This is a genomic window from Pseudorhodoplanes sp., from assembly GCA_032027085.1.
GTDB lineage: Bacteria > Pseudomonadota > Alphaproteobacteria > Rhizobiales > Xanthobacteraceae > Pseudorhodoplanes.
This window is the reverse complement of the sequence record JAVSMS010000001.1, coordinates 4,536,588-4,554,112: the sequence shown is the minus strand read 5'-3', so window position 1 is coordinate 4,554,112 and position 17,525 is coordinate 4,536,588. Positions and strand designations below refer to the sequence as shown.

General features: G+C 60.7%; 15 protein-coding genes. All 15 read left to right on the top strand.

Features of this window, described 5'->3' with window-relative positions; all coding sequences use genetic code 11:
* Window positions 1-407 precede the first annotated feature (407 nt).
* The 15 genes from RO009_22300 (at window position 408) to RO009_22230 (ending at window position 17,478) form a co-directional block, all read left to right on the top strand.
* Window positions 408-1,256, top strand: coding sequence for a hypothetical protein (locus RO009_22300; protein ID MDT3687769.1), 849 nt, complete (start codon window positions 408-410; stop codon window positions 1,254-1,256).
* The gene (locus tag RO009_22295; protein MDT3687768.1) at window positions 1,253-2,245 is read left to right on the top strand and encodes a hypothetical protein; all 993 of its coding nucleotides are present in this window, start codon (window positions 1,253-1,255) and stop codon (window positions 2,243-2,245) included. Before RO009_22300 ends, RO009_22295 begins: the two co-directional genes overlap by 4 nt.
* The gene (locus tag RO009_22290) at window positions 2,230-3,207 is read left to right on the top strand and encodes a Gfo/Idh/MocA family oxidoreductase (GenBank protein ID MDT3687767.1); all 978 of its coding nucleotides are present in this window, start codon (window positions 2,230-2,232) and stop codon (window positions 3,205-3,207) included. Before RO009_22295 ends, RO009_22290 begins: the two co-directional genes overlap by 16 nt.
* Complete coding sequence (locus RO009_22285; GenBank protein ID MDT3687766.1) at window positions 3,204-4,253, top strand: nucleotidyltransferase family protein; 1,050 nt, start codon at window positions 3,204-3,206, stop codon at window positions 4,251-4,253. Before RO009_22290 ends, RO009_22285 begins: the two co-directional genes overlap by 4 nt.
* Complete coding sequence (locus tag RO009_22280) at window positions 4,246-4,953, top strand: acylneuraminate cytidylyltransferase family protein (protein ID MDT3687765.1); 708 nt, start codon at window positions 4,246-4,248, stop codon at window positions 4,951-4,953. Before RO009_22285 ends, RO009_22280 begins: the two co-directional genes overlap by 8 nt.
* A gap of 108 nt (window positions 4,954-5,061) precedes the next feature.
* Window positions 5,062-5,907 (top strand): FkbM family methyltransferase, encoded by an 846-nt coding sequence (locus RO009_22275; protein ID MDT3687764.1) that lies wholly within the window; start codon window positions 5,062-5,064, stop codon window positions 5,905-5,907.
* Entirely contained in the window at window positions 5,814-6,872 is a 1,059-nt protein-coding gene (locus RO009_22270; GenBank protein ID MDT3687763.1) for an FkbM family methyltransferase, read from the top strand. Before RO009_22275 ends, RO009_22270 begins: the two co-directional genes overlap by 94 nt.
* Window positions 6,873-6,884: 12 nt before the next feature.
* On the top strand, window positions 6,885-7,976 hold the full coding sequence (locus RO009_22265; protein MDT3687762.1) for a hypothetical protein: 1,092 nt from the start codon (window positions 6,885-6,887) through the stop codon (window positions 7,974-7,976).
* A 368-nt stretch (window positions 7,977-8,344) separates the two neighbouring features.
* Window positions 8,345-9,712: an asparagine synthase-related protein gene (locus tag RO009_22260; GenBank protein ID MDT3687761.1), complete on the top strand. Its 1,368-nt coding sequence runs from the start codon at window positions 8,345-8,347 to the stop codon at window positions 9,710-9,712.
* Window positions 9,712-11,553 (top strand): asparagine synthase (glutamine-hydrolyzing), encoded by a 1,842-nt coding sequence (asnB, locus tag RO009_22255; GenBank protein ID MDT3687760.1) that lies wholly within the window; start codon window positions 9,712-9,714, stop codon window positions 11,551-11,553. Before RO009_22260 ends, asnB begins: the two co-directional genes overlap by 1 nt.
* Before the next feature lie 13 nt (window positions 11,554-11,566).
* Window positions 11,567-12,679, top strand: coding sequence for a glycosyltransferase (locus RO009_22250; protein MDT3687759.1), 1,113 nt, complete (start codon window positions 11,567-11,569; stop codon window positions 12,677-12,679).
* On the top strand, window positions 12,676-13,785 hold the full coding sequence (locus RO009_22245) for a glycosyltransferase family 4 protein (protein MDT3687758.1): 1,110 nt from the start codon (window positions 12,676-12,678) through the stop codon (window positions 13,783-13,785). The genes RO009_22250 and RO009_22245 overlap by 4 nt, the downstream gene beginning before the upstream one ends.
* On the top strand, window positions 13,782-14,879 hold the full coding sequence (locus RO009_22240) for a glycosyltransferase (GenBank protein MDT3687757.1): 1,098 nt from the start codon (window positions 13,782-13,784) through the stop codon (window positions 14,877-14,879). Before RO009_22245 ends, RO009_22240 begins: the two co-directional genes overlap by 4 nt.
* 78 nt (window positions 14,880-14,957) lie before the next feature.
* Entirely contained in the window at window positions 14,958-16,307 is a 1,350-nt protein-coding gene (locus tag RO009_22235; GenBank protein ID MDT3687756.1) for an MBOAT family O-acyltransferase, read from the top strand.
* Window positions 16,273-17,478 carry an SGNH/GDSL hydrolase family protein gene (locus RO009_22230; GenBank protein ID MDT3687755.1) on the top strand — a complete coding sequence of 402 codons (1,206 nt, stop codon included), beginning with the start codon at window positions 16,273-16,275 and terminating at the stop codon, window positions 17,476-17,478. The genes RO009_22235 and RO009_22230 overlap by 35 nt, the downstream gene beginning before the upstream one ends.
* The last annotated feature ends 47 nt before the right edge of the window (window positions 17,479-17,525 follow it).

Here is a 17,525-nt window from a genome sequence, read left to right as displayed (position 1 = left end):
CGAGAGCGCTTCGTCTTTTGCGGCAGGGAGTTTTGCGGCCGGCAACGTGGCGCCGGTTGGCGCGACCGTTCGCGGATCTCACGCGCCCTGAATTCTTCCGTCGGCGACCTATCGAGTTGGTCCGATCGGCCGACATTGTCACCGTCACACCGTGCCCGCTGACGCGCAAACATGCCGAGCTGGCCGGCCTTCGCCCCGTCTTTACGCCGCTCTATGAATGGTTCTATCCCGCCACGCAGGGCGAACTGGCACGCGATCCGCTCCGGCCCATATCTCCGGCTCTGCGAGACAGTCTCGTCGGCGCATTGGAGGGGGCTTTCGCGCAAGCCGGCGCTGGCCGCGCCAGGGTCCCGCAGGATGCATTACCAAATCTGCTTGACGAAACGACGGCGTGGGCACGCTTCTATTTGCGGCGCATCGAGCGCAGACCCGATCGGATTCCTAATCGACTGTGGAAGGGCTCGAGCGGCGTGGTGTGGTCGCGCCTCCTCGCCGACGCGGTAAGGGCCAGTGGCGGCGAGGTCACGGGGCACGATCATGCCTATGGTGCAAATTACAGCGAAGACACGCTAATGCCGTTCACCGAACTGCAAGCCAATGATTATTTCGTTACATACACTCACGCTCACGCAGCGCTTTATGAAAGAAATGGACGAAAGTTACAGATTGGGCCGTCCCTGCCGCGGATCATGCCGATGCGGCAACGCGTTAGCGACGGCGACGGCCCCTGTGTGGGCATCATAAAAGAGCCTCGGTCGCTTCTTTATGTGCCGTCATTTCTCTCAAACGGTCGGTTTGGCGCGATGCCGCATTTCCCACCGATCATGGCGGTCGACTGGCAGGCGCGTCTCTACACGATGCTGAAGGGAATGGGACTGACAGTCACGCAAAAGCCTCATCCGGAAAGCGCCGTCGCGCCATTGCCGGTCTTTGCCCGCGATTTCGGCGTTCAAACTTGCTACGGCCGCTTTGAAGATGTCATGGGCGACTATGACGTGGTGCTGTTCGATTTTGCCCCGCAGACCTGCTTTGGCTCCGCGCTCAGAAGTGATCGGTCGATGGTGCTGATCGATTTTGGTATCACGCGTTATGGTCCTGAGCTTCGCGCCATGCTGGAGCGTCGCTGCGCGATCGTTCCCGGAACCTTCGACGCGCAGAACCGAGCGCAGGTCAATTCCGATGCATTGCGCGAGGCGATCCACCGGTCCACAAAATTGCGCGATCCCGCATTCGCCGACGCGATCATTTCCCTGTGACGACCGGCCAGCTCAGCATCGCCGTCATCGGCTGTGGCATCATCGGCTCGCGGCACGCGCAGGCGCTCGCGGCGCTGAAGCGTCCCGCGATCTTGTACCTGACGGACACGTCTTCCGCGGCAAGAGCGGCGGCCAAAAACCTGATGTTTCAGTCGGGCGGCACAGATTTCGACCTCCAGATCGCCGAAGCCGCCACCGCAGGATCGCTTCCGCCGGCACTCGACGTTGCAATTGTCGCGACGGTCGCTGCCGCTCGTCGGCAGGTGATCGAGGAATTGCTGAACGGAAGAAATGTCCGCTTTCTGATCCTGGAGAAATTCCTGTTTCAGTCGAACGAGGATTTTGCCTGGGCGGGCGCCGCGATCCGGCGCGCGGGCGTACATGCCTACGTTAATTGTCCGCGCCGCCTGTGGCCCGGTTACGTCGGCTTGCGCCGGACGCTGGTAGAGGAAGGCGGGCCGGTGGCGCTGTCCTGCACGACGCATGCGCGTTTCGGAATCGGAACCACGGCGATCCATCTGCTCGACCTGCTGGCCTATCTGTCGGGCACGCTGGATTTTGACATGTCATACGCGCTCGTCGACCCGGAGCCGCTCCCGCACAGAAGCGGCGGCGTCGATTTTTCCGGCAGTCTGCTCGGCAAGAGCAAGTGCGGCGACGTCTTCCGCTACACGGCCTTTCGGGACGGGACGCTGCCGGTCGGAATCACCATCGAGGCGCCGTCGCTGCGCGCGCATGTCGACGAATCCCGCAAGATCATTCGGCTGAGCCGGCGGGACACCGGCTGGACCTGGGAAAGCCTGCCGTTCGAGACGCCGTTCCAGAGCCAGCTCACCCATGCCGTCGTGGAGGACCTCACGGCACGCGGGTCCTGCGGTCTTACGCCCTACAACGAATCCGCAAGGCTGCACCTTGCCATTCTGGAGCCGCTGCTGGCGCATTATCGCAAGCATGCGGACCCGCACGCGCTGTCATGTCCGATCACCTGAGCAACGTCTGGCTGATCGGCGCCGGGCCGATCGCGCGCGCGCATGCATACGCCGCCCGCGCACTCGGCTGCCAACCGGCCGTCATCGGCCGCAGCACCCGCAATGCCGAGGAAATGCGGAAGGATACAGGATTGACTGTCGCCGAGGGTGGGCTGGCCTCCTGGCTTTCGCGAAATCCCGAACCATGCGGCGCGGCGATCGTCGCCTGCGATATCGAATCCACGCCCGACGTCACCGTCGCGTTGCTGAACTTCGGAGTTCGCCGGATCCTGATCGAGAAGCCGGGCGGCGTCGATTCCGCCGCGATAGCCTCGCTGTCGGATGCTGCAAGAGCGTCATCGGCGGATGTCTTTGTCGCCTATAACAGGCGCTTCCTGGCCTCGACCGCGCGTGCGCGGGAACTGATCGAGGAAGACGGCGGGGTGTCGTCATTCAGCTTCGAATTCACCGAGCTCAGCAGCGTTGTCGAGAAGACCGCGCATTCATCCCGCGTGAAGGCAAACTGGTTCCTCGCCAATTCCAGCCACGTCGTCGATCTCGCCTTCTTCCTGTGCGGCCGGCCTGCCGTCATGACGAGTCTGGCGAATGGCGCATTGCCTTGGCATCCCGCCGCGCGGTTTGCCGGGTCGGGACAGACGGCGGGCGGGGCGGTGTTTCACTACGGCGCCGACTGGACTTCCGCCGGCCGCTGGGGTGTCGAGATCAACACGCCGAAACGCCGTCTTGTCCTGCGCCCGCTGGAGCAGCTCAAGGTGCAGCAGGCGGGCTCCTTCGAGATCGAGGATGTACCGCTGCCCGACGAATCCGAAAAGGGCCTCAAGCCGGGCTTTCTCGGCCAGCTCAAGGCCTTTCTGGGCGGCGACGACAGGTTGCTGCTCGACATCCACGGCTTGCGCGATCTCGCCGAGAACGAATACCGGGCCATAGTCGCAGGCCGGGATTACAAGGCGCGGGCACCATGAAGGTCGACCGTTTTCTCCGTCAATCCGACAATGTCGAGGCTGCCTTGCGCATGATTGACGCGCTGGGCGGCAAGATCGCCATGGTCACCGACGAAAGCGGACGGCTGGTGGGGACGGTGAGCGACGGCGACCTGCGTCGGGCATTCCTGCGCGGCGTGACCCTGCAAACCCCGATCACCGAGCTGATGAACGCCAATCCCGTCGTGGTCCATGCCGATGCCGACCGCGAGAGCACGCTACGTGTGATGCGCGAGAAGGTGCTGCGGCATATCCCGGTCGTCGATGCGGCGGGCAAGGTGACAGAGCTGCGCACGCTGGAGGAGTTCATCCAGCCGCCGGTGCGCGACAACTGGGTCGTGATCATGGCGGGCGGGCAGGGCGTGCGGCTGCGCCCGCTCACCGAGGCGTGCCCCAAGCCGATGCTGAAGCTCGGCGAAAGGCCGCTGCTGGAAGTCATCCTGGGCAATCTCAAGGCCTCCGGCCTGCGTAAATTCATGATCGCCGTGAATTACATGGCCTCGATGATCACCGACCATTTCGGCGATGGATCCAGATTCGGTGTCGAAATCCGCTACGTTCACGAGGACAGCCCGCTGGGCACGGCCGGACCGCTGTCGCTGCTGCCCGCCATCCCCGACGCGCCCTTCATCGTGATGAACGGCGATATCCTCACCAAGCTGCACCTTCCCGACATGCTGGATTTCCATCTCGACCATGGCGCCGCGGCAACCATGGGCGTGCGCGAATATGAGCAGCAGGTGCCCTATGGCGTCATCAATGTCGCCAACCATCGGATTGCATCGATTGCCGAGAAGCCGGTGCAACGGCATCTGATTAGCGGCGGCCTGTATGTGTTTTCGCCGAGCGTGCTCGAACTCGTTCCGCGCAACCAGCGATACGACATGCCGACGCTGTTCAACGATCTCGCCAGCAGGTCGATGACCGCACTGCCGTATCTGGTACAGGACTATTGGCTGGATATCGGCCAGATGGACGATCTGGCTCGCGCCCAGCGAGACATCCGCAGCATGTTTCCCGATGAGTGACGCGGTTGAAGACATCCTCGCGCTGATCCCCGCGCGTGGTGGATCGAAGGGATTGCCGCAGAAGAACATTCTTCCGTGCGCCGGACGCCCGCTAATCGCGCATACCATAGCGGCCGCACTTACAGCGCAGATGAAGCGGGTCGTGGTGAGCACGGATGATCCTGCCATCGCGGAGATCAGTCGGCAGAATGGAGCCGAGGTGCCGTTCATGAGACCGCAAGCGCTGGCCACCGACGCGGCACGCTCGATCGATGTTGTCACCCACGCCCTGACCTTTTTCGACCAGAACGAAAGCTGGCGGCCGGATTGGGTGCTGCTGCTTCAGCCAACATCGCCCTTGCGCACGTCAGACGACATTCGCCAAGCTATCAGCTTGGCGGCCGGCGACTCGGAGTCCGATTCCGTTGTCTCCGTTGTGAATTCCGAGAAGTTTCACCCCCTCTACGCCCGCAGGATCGTCGACGGCGTCCTGCGGCCTTATCTGCCAAGTGTTCCCATTTCTCGCAGGCAGGACCTGGATCCTGTCTACTGCAACAACGGCGCCATTTATCTGACGCGGACCCGGACGCTCATCCGAGATGCGAGCCTCTACGGCAACCGCAGCATTCCCTATGTTATGCCTTTCGAGCGCTCGCTGGATATCGACACCGAGTTCGATCTGCGGCTCGCGTCTTTTTTGCTGTCGTCAAGAACCCATTAGCCGTGTGCCGGGTTACGTCGGGAGGCACTATCTAATGAGTGACGCGACGGGTCGCGAGAGCATGCTGATGAGCGAACTCGAAAGCGGTAAGAGTTTGGGTTAGGGCTCTTGTTCAACGCTCTTCGCAACATGCGTCACGGACCGCTGCGACGGTTCGGACCGTTCTGGACCGTTCTGGGCAACCAGTGGCGCAAGCTTGCACGGGCAGCTGGCGGACGGATTTCGGTACGCCATCGCGTCGGGCGCTACGGGCCATTCCGGCTCGACGGATATTTTGCGTTCAGTGATTTCGGCGGTTGGGGACACCATCACAACGAAGGCTTTGAAGCTTGCATCGAGGCCTGCCGGGGGCGTCGCTGCGTTTTCGATATTGGAGCCCATATCGGTTTGGTATCGCTGCCGATGGCCAGCGTGATCGCGCCGGAAGGCCTTGTGGTTGCATTCGAACCGGCGAAGGCAAACCAGGATTACCTGCGGCGGCATATTGCGTTGAACGGCATGACAAGCCGCATCCGGATCGCCCCATCGCTTGTCGGGGGGGAGGAAACGCAGGTCGTGTTTCATGAGTTCGATCACGCCGCCGGGATGAACACCGTGGCAACCGGCCTGCTGCGCGGCAAGGTCAACAGCCGGCCGGTTACACAAACGACAATCGATGCATTCTGTGCGGGAAGCGGATTGGTTCCCGAGGTCATCAAGGTGGACGTCGAGGGCGCCGAGATCGGGGTACTGGAAGGCGCGCGGATGACGCTCGCGAAGTACAACCCGATCGTGTTCCTGAGCGTGCACCCACGACAGATTGCGGCACTCGGGCGCAGCATCGACGAGCTTCGCATCGAAATCGCGCGCGTTGGCTACGAATGCAGGACTATCGACGGTGCAGTTGTTACGGAATTTGGCTTGCGGGAATACCGCCTACAGCCCATACAAACCACCAAAAATCGAAAACTCTAGCCGAGGGCGCGAACGTGTCGAAGTTGTCAAGTTTTATGGTCTCCACCCGAACACGAGGGGTCGCAGCTACTGCCAACGCAATGTTGGGCGCGGGCCTTGGCGGAATTCAGCGCCTTTTGGGAAAGCGTTTCGTCGAACGGCGCATCTATGACTACAGGATGCTGCTCGACTTGGATGATCGCGGAATCTCCCGGACTCTACTTCTGTTCGGCGAGCGGGAACTCGAACACAAGATTATGCTCGAGCGTGTTCTGCGGCCGGGCATGACGGTTTTGGATATCGGCGCCAATATCGGTTACTATCCTTTGATGGAGCTGCGGCTGGTTCAACCGGGCGGCACGCTTATTGCGATCGAACCGTCGCCCAGCAATGTTGCGCTTCTGAAACGGAATCTGGCGCTGAACGGGTATAACGACATCGAAATTCATGAGATGGCGGTCTCAAATGAGACCGCCAAGCGCAAGTTCTATATTTCCGAGATGTCCAATCTGAATACGTTTCACGACACCGGCACGGGATCGCTCCACCTGAATGGCGCAGCGATTGACGTTGCGACAACGACTGTCCCGGCCGTCATGCGCGGACGGCGGCCTGACCTGATCCGCATGGATGTGGAAGGGCACGAAGTGGAAGTTCTTGAAGGATTGCTGCCCGCCATCAAGGACGGCGCGATGGCGCCGATGGTCATTTTCGAGACGCATCTGTCGCGCTATTCCGCGGAGCACGACATCGGCCGTCCGCTTCGCGAGATGTTTGCCCATGGTTACAAGGTGTCCCTGGCCGGTTCGTCCTCCTATCGCGGAACGAAGATGGTGATGGACCGGGGATGTGAGCCATTGCTGCGACTCCGCTCGGATGGCGACGACCGGGCCATCTTCGAGAACCTGTCGCCGGAACACGTGCTCGACATGATCACGCGGACTGGCGGGCTGCGCACGGTCCTGTTGGCGCCGGCGGCGGGATAGTACGGTCCCATCTTGCCTCGCATTCACGTTCTCACCGCGGGTTTCGAGACGCCCAACGGGCGCGCCTTCCTGTTTCCGCTGGTTGTCTGGCGGCGGGAACTGCGCGAGGCGGGGTTCGATGTGCGGTTCTTTAATCATTCTGCAGCAGATGTGACCGATTGCGACGTCCTGCTTGTCGACAGCAAGTTTCATCGCGACCGCTGGGTCAGCGAGCGCAACGCGGTGCTCGGCGAATTTGCGCGTCTGGCTGAAAAATGTCGGGTCGTTTATTGCGACACGACCGATTCATCAGGATCGCTGCAAGCAGACCTCCTTCCGGCCGTGCATGTCTACGGCAAGGCCCAGGTGCTGGCCGATCGTTCGCACTACCTTCGTCCGCTTTACGGCCAACGGCTCTATGCGGACTATTATCATCGAACACTTGGAATCGAGGACGCCACGCCGGAATGGTCGGTTCCTGTGCGGGATAAGTACGAACTCGAAAAAATCCGTGTATCCTGGAATTCGGGCCTTGCGAATTATTCGCTGCACGGGCCGGCGCGAATGGCGCTTTATCATCGGCTGCCGCTACCTGGATTGTTGCAGTTCCCGCAGCCCACGAAGCTGCCCTCCGCACCGCGGCAGCAGGGCGTATCATGCCGCTTCGGCACTGATTACCCGCGCGCGACAGTCGCAATCCAGCGCAAGATGATCCGAGATAAGCTCGCCGGCCGCATTGATACGCGCAAGCTTTCGCGCCGAGAGTATTTCCACGAACTTGAAAGCAGCAAGCTTGTCGTGTCGCCGTTCGGCTACGGTGAGATCACTCTCAAGGATTTCGAGGTCTTTCTCACGGGCGGGCTCCTTCTCAAGCCTGACATGGCACATATGGAGACTTGGCCGGATTTTTTCCGCGGCGGTGAGACCATGCTCGCGCATCGCTGGGATTTGTCGGATTTCGAGACGCAGCTTGAGGATGCTGTGACGAATTACGCGCGTCATGCCGAGAAGGCGCTGAGGGGGCAAGAGGCATACCGCGCTCATACATCGGGCCCGGATGCGCCTGCATTGTTCATGCGCCATTTGCGCAATTTGATAGCTCCGACCACCGGCCGGCCGCAGTGACCGCGCAATTCCTCCTTGAGCACGATTCAAGAATAGGCATCTTGAACGTCAAGGCTAAAGGCCTGCATCCGGCCGTACGGCGATACAAGACAGCCGATCGCGAATGCCTATTGCTCGGCCACCCGATTGCCCATGAAGAACGCAACGACATAGCAGTAATCAACCTGCTTCGGTCCTCGCCGGATCTGGACAGTTTTGCGCGCGCGCTTGATGGCAATTTTCTGATCATTGTGCATAGCCCGACCGATAAGTCCGTGCACGTCATTTCAGATCGATTCGGGGCATTCGCATTCTATTGGTCGGACCGCGGCAATGGTCGATTTGTAGGCAGCCTGTCTCTGGTCGATTTGATCCGAAATCTTGGAGGGGTGAAGCTCAATGATGTCGCGCTCGCCCAATTTATGCACTTCCGCCGCCTTTTCGGCGAGACGACGGCGGATAACCGTTGCCAGTTCCTGACATCGGCGGGGATTCTATCCAATGGTCCGGGCGGCACGCAGATTCGCAAATACTGGGAGGCCGATTACACGGCACAAAAACCGGGCACTGCGCAGGCTTCGGACGAGATCGCGGCAGCACTCCAGCGAACGATGCGCATGCATATGGAGGAGAGGGCCTCGCGCCGCTACGCGCTGTTCCTCTCCGGCGGGCTCGATTCCCGTGCTTTGCTGGCAGGATCAGAGGACCCCCCTTTTTGCGTGACGACCTGTGCGAGCTTCAACAACGAGGCCGAAGTCGCGCAGGAGGTCGCAAGGGCGGCCAGGACCGGATTCGAATTCGTGCCGCGACCGGCGATGCCCTATGACGGACACGTTGCTGAAGCGGTCTATTACGGTGGCGGGCAGCACATCGTCAGCGAAGCGCACTTTCTCGGCTATCAGGCACAAATTAAGTATCCGGCGCATTGCTTCTTCCTCGGCCTCGGTCTCGATGTGTTTCTGGGCGGCCTTTATTTGGCGAAAAAGCCCGTGCGCTGGCTTGGCCGCGATGCGCTTCATTACAAGCTGCAGAGCCTGCCGCAGGATGTTGCCGGTGCATTCTTCTCCGGCGTCAAATATCGGCTGTCGACCAGCGATCCGTGGCGGATCGTTGCGCCAGCCATGCGGCAGCGCCTTCAGGATGGCGTGCGACATTCGCTTCATCAAATCGCCGAACGCGGCCGCGCGCTTGGCGCCGAAGATCACGATCTCTGGGAATACCTGCATCTGCACAATTTCGGCCGGCATTATTCCTTCTTAATGATTCAATCGGTACGGCACTGGGCAGAGTGCCGCGCACCGGCTTTGTGCAACGACCTTCTGGATATTGCCATCCGTCTGCCGGCGCAGGAGAAGGTCAATTCGCGCGCCTATCTTGGCGGCTTGAAGAAGCTCGCGCCCGAACTCATGAATATCCGCAGCGCCAATACCAACATCCGCGCCGGCATACCCTTTCGGCGGCAAAGCGTTGTACGCGCGGCGCGGAAAGCCGCGAACCTTTTCGGCAGTGGCTTTCGCGTCAGCCCGACGTCGGCGCAACGCTCCTGGCCGCGTCCGGCCGAGACGTTGCGCGCGAGCCCGGAGCTAATGGCCGCCGTCGGCGCATTGCCGAAGTCGGATTATCTTGCCAGCACCGGCCTGCTCGATATGGCCGCCATCGGCCGGCACGTCACTGAACATCGTGAGGGTCGCGCCGATCACAGCGTGCTTCTGCTCGTGCTCGTCACAATGAACGAATTCATGCGGCAGGTGTCCTGATGTGCGGCTTTGCAGCTTTGTTCGAGCAGGCGCGGCCGTTTGACACGCCGCTTCTTGACGGCATCGATTCCGATCTGCGCCATCGCGGCCCTGATTCGGCTGGTCGGTTCGTCGAGCCGGGCATGGCGCTGGTCTTTCGCCGTCTTGCGATCATCGATCCACATGCCGCGTCGGACCAGCCGATGCAGGATGCAAGCGGACGGTTTGTGGTGGTCTTCAACGGGGAAATTTACAATTTTCGTGCGCTTCGCAGCGAACTTGAAGCGCGCGGCGTGACCTTCCGGACGACTGGAGACACGGAGGTTTTGCTGCAGGCCCTTATCGCCTGGAACGAAAGCGCCCTGGACCGGCTGGAAGGCATGTACGCCTTTGTCTTTGTCGATCGAGTGGAGCAGCGTGTGCTGGCGGCACGCGATCCGTTCGGCATCAAGCCGCTGTATATGATGCAGCGGGGCGGACTGACCGCATTTGCGAGCGAAATGCGGCCGCTCACTCGTTTTGCCGGAGCGGAACCTGATCGCGACGCGCTTGCCGAGTTGCTCACCTTTCGATTCGCGGCGGGGAAGCTATCCAATTTGCGCGGCATAGAGAAAGTACCAGGCGGGCATCTCATTTCACTGCCATTGCGGCATGGTTCGTTAATCTCTCGTAGTTTCTGCAAAGCGCATGACGACCTTCATTATCAAGACGCCACCCTCACGGAAGCCGACGCCGACAGCCGTGCGGCTGAGGCGATCAGCCAGTCCGTTCAGGATCATCTCCAGAGCGATGTTGGATTCTGTATCCAGTTATCCGGAGGCGTCGATTCTAGCCTTGTGGCAGCTCTGAGTTCCCAATATGCGCGACGCCCTATCAACAGCTTCGGTATTGATCTGTCTCCGGCGCCCAACGATGAGTGGCCTTGGCGGAAGCTGGTCATTGATCAATACGAGCTTGAGCATCGCGAAGTTAGGATTACGGGTGAGGACTACGCGGAAGCGTTACCGGTTGCAGTCCGTGCGATGGAAGGCCCTATGGCGCATACGGGTTGTGTTCTCCTGATGCTGTTATGTCGACAGATCGCTCAGGATCACAAGGTCGTGCTCACAGGTGAGGGCGCAGACGAGTTTTTCGGCGGCTACAAGCGCTATGGCCAGTGGAGACGAATTCGCAATCGTGGCCGTATCGCTGCTTTCGTGCCGTCGTCGCTCTGGCGTTATCTTGATCGCTGGCGTGACTACCGCCGTTTCGCCGGGCGCGATGCAGCGGCCTATGCGACCGTTCAGGGCGATTACCTTGCGACGCAGGAGATTTTCCCGGACCTTGTAGTCAAACGTGGCGCCCGGGAAAGTGCGGCCGCCGAATTCTCTGATTTTCGAAATCGTCTTTTTGCAGTTGACCAGAGTGCTTATCTTGAATCGCTGCTGATGCGACAAGACAAGCTATCCATGGCCAGCTCACTCGAGGCTCGGGTTCCGTTTGCCCACTTGCCACTGGCGCGCATCGTCAATCGTTTTCCCCATCGATTGCGCGCCCCCGGCGACGAGACAAAGCCAATACTCAAACGCATTGCCCGGCGCTATCTGCCTCATGAACTTATCGACCGCCGAAAGGTCGGCCTGACTGTTCCCACGATCGACTGGCTCAAGAATGACCGCGCGCTCGGCCGCTACCTGACGTTGCTGACTGAACCAAATAGTCGCCTCGCCGCGCTGGGCGATCGCAAGCGTTTATGCGCCGCTGTTGACGCTGCCCGCCGGGGAACGCGCCATCGCGTGCCGCCGATGGATCACTTGATTGGAATGGAGCTTTGGCTCCGGAGCCTCGAGCCGCTGCGAACATCATCTCGGCATTCTTCATAAAAGGCGATCCCGGATGTTTGTTCTGCTTGTTCCAAGCCTCGAGTTCGGAGGAACCGAGCGGCAGGTCACTCTGCTCGCGCATCAACTGCATAACAGCGGGCAGCCTGTAATCGTCGCGACATTCCGGGAGGGTGGCGCATTTAGCTCACAATTGGCAGCAAAGGGGGTCGACGTGGTCGCATTGGCACCCGGCAGCAGCAACCCGCTAGTACTAGCCTCAGCTTTGCGCAAACTGGTACAGACACGATCGGCACGTGCGGTTTATTCATACTTGCCTGCTGCAAATGTGGTGGCATCGATCGCGACGATTGGATTGAAAGATACTCGAGTTGTCTGGAGCGTTCGATCAGCGGACATGCCGCTGAGGGGATATGGCCTCAAGACCCGGTTCGCCTACGCCTTAGAACGAATTCTGAGCGGCCTGCCGCATCAGATTGTCACGAATTCGCGGGCGGGACGCGCGGCCAGCGTGAGGAAGGGGTTTCCCGAGGACAAGCTGCTGGTGATCGAAAACGGCTTCGACACGGACCTGTTTCGCCCGGACGGCGCGGCGCGCGCGCGCCTGCGAGCTGAATTCGGATTGCAGGATCATCATCTGCTGATTGGATTGATCGGCCGGCTCGATCCCGTGAAGGGGCATGAAACATTCCTGCACGCCGCCAGGCTTTTCTCGGACAAGCACGCCGATGCGCGATTTATCTGCGTTGGCGGCACCGGTCCTGCGGATCACGTGGCAAGATTGCATGCGCTTGCCCGTAACCTGAATCTCGGCGGACGATTGATCTGGACCGGCGATCGCAGCGACGTGCCGGAAGTCCTGAACGCGGTCGACATCGCAAACCTTTGCTCCACGTCGGAGGGCTTTCCCAACATCGTCGGCGAGGCAATGGCCTGCGGCATACCGTGTGTCGTCTCCGATGTTGGCGATGCGGCGCATATTGTCGGCGAGACGGGAATTGTGGTTCCCGCCGGCGACGCGGATGCTCTGAGGGCAGCCTGGGAACGCCTTGCCGAACCGACCGAACGGGCCCGGCTAAGCAGATTGGCCCGCGAGCGGATGGTTCGCCATTTCGGGCTGGACCGGATGGCGGACCAAACCGTCAAGGTTCTGACCTCCTTCAAATGAAGGCTCGCATCGCTTTTCCATTCGTCGGAGATACGATCGGCGGCAGCCATATATCCGCCGCGCTGCTGATCAAGGCGCTTCCAAAACATGGATATGATCCTGTTGCGCTGGTTCACTGCGAGGGACCGCTGCATACCTTTCTTGCGGAAAGAAATATTGCGACATCCAGAGTTGATCTTCCTTTCCTGAAGGCGGGGGGAGGTGGGGTCAGGGGACTCGCCGGCATAATGGCTGCATTGCCCGCACTTGCGTCGGCGCTTCGCCAGCACCGCATCGATGTCGTTCACGCGAATGATGGGCGAATGATTGCGACCTGGATGCCGGCCGCGCGTTTTGCCCGCCGAGGCGCGGTGGCGCACCGCAGAACGCGATGGAGCAAATCGCGGATGGCGCATCTTTCGCTGCGCCTCGCACACAGGATTATTGCAATCTCGGAATTTACTTGCGCGAGCCTTCCGGAGGATCTTAAACGTCGCGCAACGGTGATCGAAAATCCATTCGATGTCGCGGATTTTGACAAGGCCGCGGGCCGCGTCGCTGCAATTGCGGCAAGCGGTCACGACGGGCCAATCGTTGCGTTCGTTGGGACGCTGCAAGATCAGAAGCGCCCGTTGGTGTTCCTTGAAGCGGCAGCCGCGATCCACCGAGCGCGCCCCGATGTGGCATTTGTGATGATGGGCCGCGACGGAGATGAATCCGGGCGCGTGCAGGAGGCCTGTGTAAGGCTTGGTTTGGGCAAGGTGGTGAAAAAATTGGGCTTCCGGCCCGATGCCGAATTGTTGTTGAGCGGGTGTGATCTATTGCTCGCGCCTGCTGTCAACGAGGGGCACGGCCGTGCCTTGATTGAGGCGATGCTGGCCGGCGTCCCGGTTGTAGCGTCCGCGTCTGGCGGGCATGTCGAGGCGACCCAGAACGGGGAAAAGGGTGTGTTGGTGCCGCCCGACGATTCTGCGGCAATGGCCAAGGCGGCGCTCGACCTGCTTTCGTCGCCCGATGCTGCGCGAGAAAGGACTGTTGCGACGGAAAGATGGGCGCGCGAAAGATTTACCCCTGATCGGCATGCCGCCGCCGTGGCCGGAATCTACGACGCCATCCTCAAGCGATGACCAAAGACATTGCGATTGTAATCGAGAGCCTTGGCGGGGGCGGCGCGCAGCATGTCGCGTCCAGCCTTGCCAATGCCTGGGCTGCGAAGGGCAAGGCCGTCACTGTCATCACATTCCGTGACCAGGCTTCGGATGCATTCAAGCTCGACGCAAGGATCCGCCGGATTGTCATCGGGGGATCCCGTCCATCGCGGACTTTGTTTGCCGCGATCGGCTCCAATTTGCGAAGGATTGTCTCTTTGCGCGCCGCGCTGAAGTCGGCCGGCGCACCGCTCGTTCTCGCTTTCGTTGGCGCGACAAACGTTCTCACGGTTCTCGCGGCAAGCGGACTTGGCATGCGCATCGTGATTTCTGAGCGCAACGACCCGGCGCGGCAGTCGCTTGGCCGGATCTGGGATGTCCTTCGCCGCCTCATCTATCGGCGGGCAACCCTGGTCAGCGCAAATTCGCGCGCGGCCCTGCAGACCATGTCGGCCTACGTCCCGGCGGAACGGCTTGTGTTTCTGCCCAATCCGTTGCGGGCCGAGCCAGCACAACCGGCCACGCCGATGAAGGAACCTTTCTTTCTTGCCGTTGGCCGTCTGGAGCCGCAAAAGGCGCACGATGTTCTGCTTGAGGCCTTTGCGCAATTTGCTCGCAGCTTCCCCGATTGGCGTCTTGCCGTCCTTGGGGATGGTCCGCTGCGGCAGACACTGGAACGGCGTGCCACGCAGCCCGACCTCGCCGGCCGCGTGCGGTTTGAAGGCTACGCGCCCAATCCTTTTCCTTGGTACCGTGCGGCGGAGGCCCTGATCCATCCGGCGCTTTTTGAAGGGCTGCCCAACGCGGTCATTGAAGCGATGAGCGAGGGTAGGCCGGTTGTGGTCACCGACGCCCAGGTCGGATTGCGTGGCTACGTGGAAGATGGGGCGAACGGCCTCGTCGTGCCGGCTGGCTCCGCGGGGGCCCTCTGCGAGGCCATGGCTGCGCTGGCGGCCGATCCCGGTCTGAGGAATCGGCTGGGCGCCGCCGCGCAGCGAGCGGTCGACATCTGCCGCGCTGATCGAGCTCTCGCCGAGTGGACCAAAGCGGTATTCGGACAGCGTGCCAGCTGATAGCCGAAGCCGGAAGCTTCCTCCTCTTCAGCGATCGGAAAAGTCCATTGCTCAGGACCGTATCGAGCATGCAGTCTCATGAACTTTGACAATCCGCTTTTCTTGTTGCTGGTCGCAGGCAGCATGCTCCTCGTGCGGCTGCCTTCCGGCTTGGCGGGTTGGGGGCTGCTCGGGGCCAGCGCCATCTTCTATTCATTCGCGGGCAGCTTCGACTTTGCTCTCTTCGCCATCATCATTGTGGCCAACTGGCTTGCTGCAACGCAGGTGCAGCGCTCACGCCTGATCTTCTGGATGGCGGTGGCCGGCAATGTCGCCGTTCTGGCATTCTTCAAGTACCGGGAAATGCTGTTGCCGCAACCGGTCGTCAGCGACTTCCAGCGGATCGCGATCCCGCTCGGCATATCATTTTATCTTTTTCACATTCTGGCCTATCTCGCCGATTTGCGGATGAAGCGCGCCCACATCGTCGGGCTGCACAAGTTTACACTTTTTGTGGGTTTCTTTCCGCATCTGATTGCCGGTCCCATCGTGCGGGCCCGGCAGTTGATGCCGCAGCTCGCCCCGCTGTGGAAGGGGACGAAGACACGTCAGCGCCTCGCGGTGTTTGGGCTTGCCTTGTGCCTTGCCGGACTGATCAAGAAAGTCATCTTTGCCAATTCGCTGGCGCCGGTTGTGGATGGTCTTTTCTTCGAAGTGCCCTCCGACACCGCGGTCGCGTGGGCCGGAGCCTGGCTGTTCGGATTTCAGATTTATTTCGATTTCTCCGGCTATACGGACATCGCTCTCGGCGTCGCTATGCTGCTCGGACTGCGTTTGCCGCAGAACTTCCGGACGCCATATCTTTCCGTCGATCCGCGTGAATTCTGGCAGCGATGGCACATCACGCTTTCAACCTGGATTCGCGATTACCTCTACATTCCGCTCGGTGGGCGCGAAGGAGGGTTGATCCGGCAGGGGTGCGTTCTCGTCGCGGTGATGGCGCTGGCAGGGCTGTGGCACGGGGCCAACTGGACATTCGTGGTCTGGGGAATCCTGTGGGGAGCCTACATCGCTTTGTGGAGGCTACTCGCGGGGAGCGTGAAGTCGTATCCGCGCCTCCTGCGATGGAGCGTGCATATATGCATCGTGATGGTGCTTTGGGTTTTCTTTCGTTCGCCGGATATTTCTTTTGCGATCAGATATATTGGCCGCATGTTCAGTTTCGATTTTCCGACGACATCGGCGCTGACCTTAGTGTGGGGAGCCGGCGGCATCGCGCTGCTGATGGGCTTCCACTGGACAGAGAGTTTTGCTCAGACGCGTCGCGCGGTGTTCGCGATGCGCCATATCGGCCATCCGGTTACGATTGGAGTTCTGGCTGGGCTTTGTGTGCTGCTCGTGATGTTCCCGAACTATGACATCAATCCGTTCATCTATTTTCGTTTCTAGATCGCTGCGCTGGCTCGGCGGACTGGTGGCGGGTGTGCTGCTTGCGGCTGTCCTGTTCGAGCTAGCATTGCGGGCAATGTCCGCCTCCCCGTGGGCGCGAATTCTGCCGGCGGTTCAGGCGCAGTTCGACGGTCCCGATCCGGACACGGGATATGGACATAGGCCGAATGTCGAAGGTCTGTGGTTGCGCGAAAACCGGGCCTATGTGCGGATCAACGCGCAGGGACTGCGCGACCGGCCTCGCGACAAGGCGGCCGCGCCCCGCGTGCTGCGCGTCGCCGTTGCGGGTGATTCCGTGACCGAGGCGCTGCAGGTCGAGGAGGATTCGCTTTTTACCCTGCGCGCCGAGCGTGAGGTGAATTCCAAGGGCGTTCCGGTCGAGGTCATGAATTTTGGATTGAGCGGAGCGTTGCCCTTGCAGCAGCTGCTATTCGTCAACAAGAAAAGAGAGCTTCTCAATATTGACGTGGCGGTCCTGTCGTTCTCGGTCCACGACTTTCTCAATCCTCTGATGGCTGACGACTCGATCCTGCCGGCCTACGTGGAAAATGAAGCAGGAGACCTATCGATCGGACGGCGCTATCGAGATCGCCGCAGTCACCGGCTGGCGCAAGGCTGGCTTGGCCGCGCATTTTTTTGGGCGGTCGACCATTCGCTCGTGTTGAACGCCCTGTATATTCGGGCGAAACTCGGTCTTGTTCCGGCTTCGGCAACGACTCAGGAGGCTTCGCAGGACCCATGCGAAACGGTTCGCGCAGGTCTGGCGGCGCAAGAGCGGTTGTGGAATGAAGGCGAGCCTGCCTGGGCGGCGCGTCGACTGGAACGATTTCTTTCCGACGTGCGCGGCATGCTGGGCAAGATGCCAGTCGTCTTCATGATCCGGGGGATCGCAATGCGCAGCGAAGCATGCACCCCCGAACCGGAACGCTGGGCGCGGTTGTCGGCATTGGTCCGAAATCGGGTAGAGCGCTCTGGTATCGGCTTCGTGGACCTGGATGCGGAAGTCGACAGGAGACTCCCGAGCTCGGACGATTGGAAACGAATGTACGGCTTCGGTGCAAAAATTGGCATTGGTCACCTGAATGAAGTCGGTCACCAGATTTACGCCCGGGTCTTGACTGACGTCATCAAGGCCAGCGAGCAGTCGTGGCGCCTTGGCAAGTCACGTTGAATGCCCATGCCGCAGATGCTTGATATGAATCGGAGCCCATTCTGCCC

What these genes read in the sequence shown, in the direction of transcription:
- RO009_22290 (MDT3687767.1), top strand. Translation starts at nt 2,230, where the DNA reads ATGTCCGATCACCTGAGCAACGTCTGGCTGATCGGCGCCGGGCCGATC.
- RO009_22285 (MDT3687766.1), top strand. Translation starts at nt 3,204, where the DNA reads ATGAAGGTCGACCGTTTTCTCCGTCAATCCGACAATGTCGAGGCTGCC.
- RO009_22280 (MDT3687765.1), top strand. Translation starts at nt 4,246, where the DNA reads ATGAGTGACGCGGTTGAAGACATCCTCGCGCTGATCCCCGCGCGTGGT.
- RO009_22270 (MDT3687763.1), top strand. Translation starts at nt 5,814, where the DNA reads ATGCAGGACTATCGACGGTGCAGTTGTTACGGAATTTGGCTTGCGGGA.
- asnB (MDT3687760.1), top strand. Translation starts at nt 9,712, where the DNA reads ATGTGCGGCTTTGCAGCTTTGTTCGAGCAGGCGCGGCCGTTTGACACG.
- RO009_22250 (MDT3687759.1), top strand. Translation starts at nt 11,567, where the DNA reads ATGTTTGTTCTGCTTGTTCCAAGCCTCGAGTTCGGAGGAACCGAGCGG.
- RO009_22245 (MDT3687758.1), top strand. Translation starts at nt 12,676, where the DNA reads ATGAAGGCTCGCATCGCTTTTCCATTCGTCGGAGATACGATCGGCGGC.
- RO009_22240 (MDT3687757.1), top strand. Translation starts at nt 13,782, where the DNA reads ATGACCAAAGACATTGCGATTGTAATCGAGAGCCTTGGCGGGGGCGGC.
- RO009_22235 (MDT3687756.1), top strand. Translation starts at nt 14,958, where the DNA reads ATGAACTTTGACAATCCGCTTTTCTTGTTGCTGGTCGCAGGCAGCATG.
- RO009_22230 (MDT3687755.1), top strand. Translation starts at nt 16,273, where the DNA reads ATGACATCAATCCGTTCATCTATTTTCGTTTCTAGATCGCTGCGCTGG.